The 2,509-nt window shown below is 59.1% G+C and carries 4 protein-coding genes; all 4 read left to right on the top strand.

All coding sequences use genetic code 11. From position 1 onward, the window contains the following. Positions 1-180 (top strand): hypothetical protein (locus VN887_11520; protein ID HXT40631.1); only part of this gene is annotated, 180 nt, incomplete at its 5' end. 17 nt (positions 181-197) lie between these two features. Next, complete coding sequence (locus tag VN887_11525) at positions 198-1,871, top strand: cyclic peptide export ABC transporter (protein HXT40632.1); 1,674 nt, start codon at positions 198-200, stop codon at positions 1,869-1,871. A 33-nt stretch (positions 1,872-1,904) separates the two neighbouring features. Next, on the top strand, positions 1,905-2,132 hold the full coding sequence (locus VN887_11530; protein ID HXT40633.1) for an MbtH family protein: 228 nt from the start codon (positions 1,905-1,907) through the stop codon (positions 2,130-2,132). Further along, positions 2,129-2,509 (top strand): hypothetical protein (locus tag VN887_11535; GenBank protein ID HXT40634.1); only part of this gene is annotated, 381 nt, incomplete at its 3' end. The genes VN887_11530 and VN887_11535, both read left to right, overlap by 4 nt.

Raw genomic sequence — 2,509 nt, forward strand, 5'->3', positions numbered from 1 at the left:
CACAGGCCGCATCTGTTTGAACTGGAGCCCGAAATGTACTGGAGGAATCTGGCCGGCGCGGTGGACGTGAGTTTGATTCCCGGCACTCACGAACAGGTTTTGGACGAACCGCACGTCCAGACACTGGCTGGCAGATTGAGCGCCTGCCTGGAAAAGGCGCAGCTGCGAACCGAACGCTGATATCCGTTCCGTACCTTATGAACCTGCTTAAATTCCTTCTTAAACAATGCAGAGGCATGGTGGCCGTGACGGCCCTGACTGCCCTCTTCAGCGGCGCCTGCAACGCCGGCCTCATTGCATTGGTCAACCTCGTGATCAATGATCCGGACGGCGCGACCGTCGCATTCCTGACCGGCTTCGCTGCCCTCGCGCTGGGAAAGATTTTCACCGGCGTCATTTCGCAGATTTGGCTGATCCGCTTTTCACAACAGGCGATCGCAAACATCCGGCGCGAACTCGTCCGCAAAATTCTGGCCGTACCTCTCCGGCAACTGGAGGAGATTGGCGCGCCGCGACTGATGGTCGCTCTCACCGACGACATCAACAGCATCACCACGGCGCTGTTCGCCTTCCCCACACTCTCGGTCAATATCGCCATTCTCCTCGGGGGCTCCGGTTACCTCGCCTGGCTGTCGTGGCGCGTCTTGATCGTCATGTGCCTTTTCATCGCCTTCGGCGCCTGCTGCTATCGCCTACTCATCACGCGTGGATTTCGGTCGCTGCATCTGGCCCGCGAGGCCGAGGACAGGTTGTTCGGCCATTTTCGCGCGCTGACCGATGGGATCAAGGAACTCAAACTGCATCGCGAGCGTCGCGGAGCGTTCATGAACAACGGCGTGCAATCCGCCACGGCGGACTTTCAACGCCACAACATCGCCGCCGAGACCCGCTTCATCCTCGCCCATAACTGGGGCCACCTGCTGTTCTTTCTGCTCATGGGTCTGATTCTGTTTTTGCTGCCGACATGGGAGCATCTCAGCACCAAAACCATGACGGGGTACGTGATGACCACGCTGTATCTGATGGGTCCACTGGCCGGTGTCATGGGCAGCATCGCCCTCTTCGGCCGGGCCAATGTCGCCCTGCAAAAGATCGAGGAACTCGGGTTGTCGCTGGCGAATCAATTGTCGGACTCTTGCACGATGCAGAGGGAGGAGAAGACGCGCGAATGGGAACGCCTGGATCTCGTCGCCGCCACCCATTCCTATCACCGCGAGAAGGAGGGCAGCAACTTCATCCTCGGCCCCATCGACCTGACCTTCCGCCGCGGTGAATTGGTTTTTCTCGGCGGCGGCAACGGCAGCGGGAAATCGACCCTGGCGAAAATCGTGACCGGCCTGTATCCGCCCGAGTCCGGCGAAATTCTCCTGGATGGGAGGCCTGTCACGGATCGCAATCGCGACGATTACCGCCAGATTTTCTCGGCCGTGTTCTCGGACTTTTTCCTGTTTGACAGTCTGATCGGCCTGAGCAATCCGCGGCTCGACGCACAGGCGCTGGATTACCTGCAGCAACTGCACCTCGAGCATAAGGTCAAAATCAACAACGGCGTTCTTTCCACCACGGCGCTTTCGCAAGGTCAACGAAAGCGGCTGGCGCTGTTGACCGCCTACCTCGAAGACCGCTCATTTTATTTGTTCGATGAATGGGCTTCCGACCAGGATCCCCTGTTCAAGGAGATTTTCTACACCCAGCTGCTGCCCGAACTGAAGATGCGCGGCAAAACCGTCCTGGTCATCACGCATGACGACAAGTATTTCCATCTCGCCGACCGCTTCATCAAACTCGATTACGGCCGGATCGAACAGGGCAACACCGACCGCTTTCGCATCATCGATGGACGTCTGCGCAGTTTGACACCCGTTGGATAACGCTGATTTCCCTAACCGCGGAGGATCAAAAATATGGACGAAACTGACAATCGCACGACCTACAAGGTGGTGGTCAACCACGAAGAACAATACTCGCTCTGGCCCGCCGACCGCGAAAACCCGCCCGGCTGGCGCGACACCGGACAATCGGGCGACCGGGCAAAGTGTCTGGATTACATAAAGACCGCCTGGACGGATATGCGTCCGCTCAGCTTGCGGGAAAAGATGGATCGGAACGGCTCTTCATCACCGACCCGTTGAAAATTCGTCAGCGCGAATGCAAAAACAAGAAGGGCGCGCTGCAGGATGACCGACGCGGAGCGCCGAAACGGCCCGGCTTGAACCCGATTATGGAGGGACCGGTGAAGGCCTTCGCCGCTGCGGATTGCAGTTGGCCTTTCCCGCCCGAACACCTGCGTCTCGGCGCAGAGGAAGTTCATGTCTGGTGCGCGGCGTTGGACGGAATCGTTTGCGAACTGAGCCCGCTGGCCGAAACGCTCTCCGCCTGCGAGCACAGGCGGGCGGAGCGGTTCCAATTCGATCGCGATCGGATCCGGTTCATCGCGCGGCGCGGTTTGCTGCGGGTTCTGCTTGGGCGGTACCTCCGCGCTGACCCGGTGCAGATTGAATTCTGCTAC

This window comes from Candidatus Angelobacter sp., assembly GCA_035607015.1.
In the GTDB taxonomy this organism is placed as follows: domain Bacteria; phylum Verrucomicrobiota; class Verrucomicrobiia; order Limisphaerales; family AV2; genus AV2.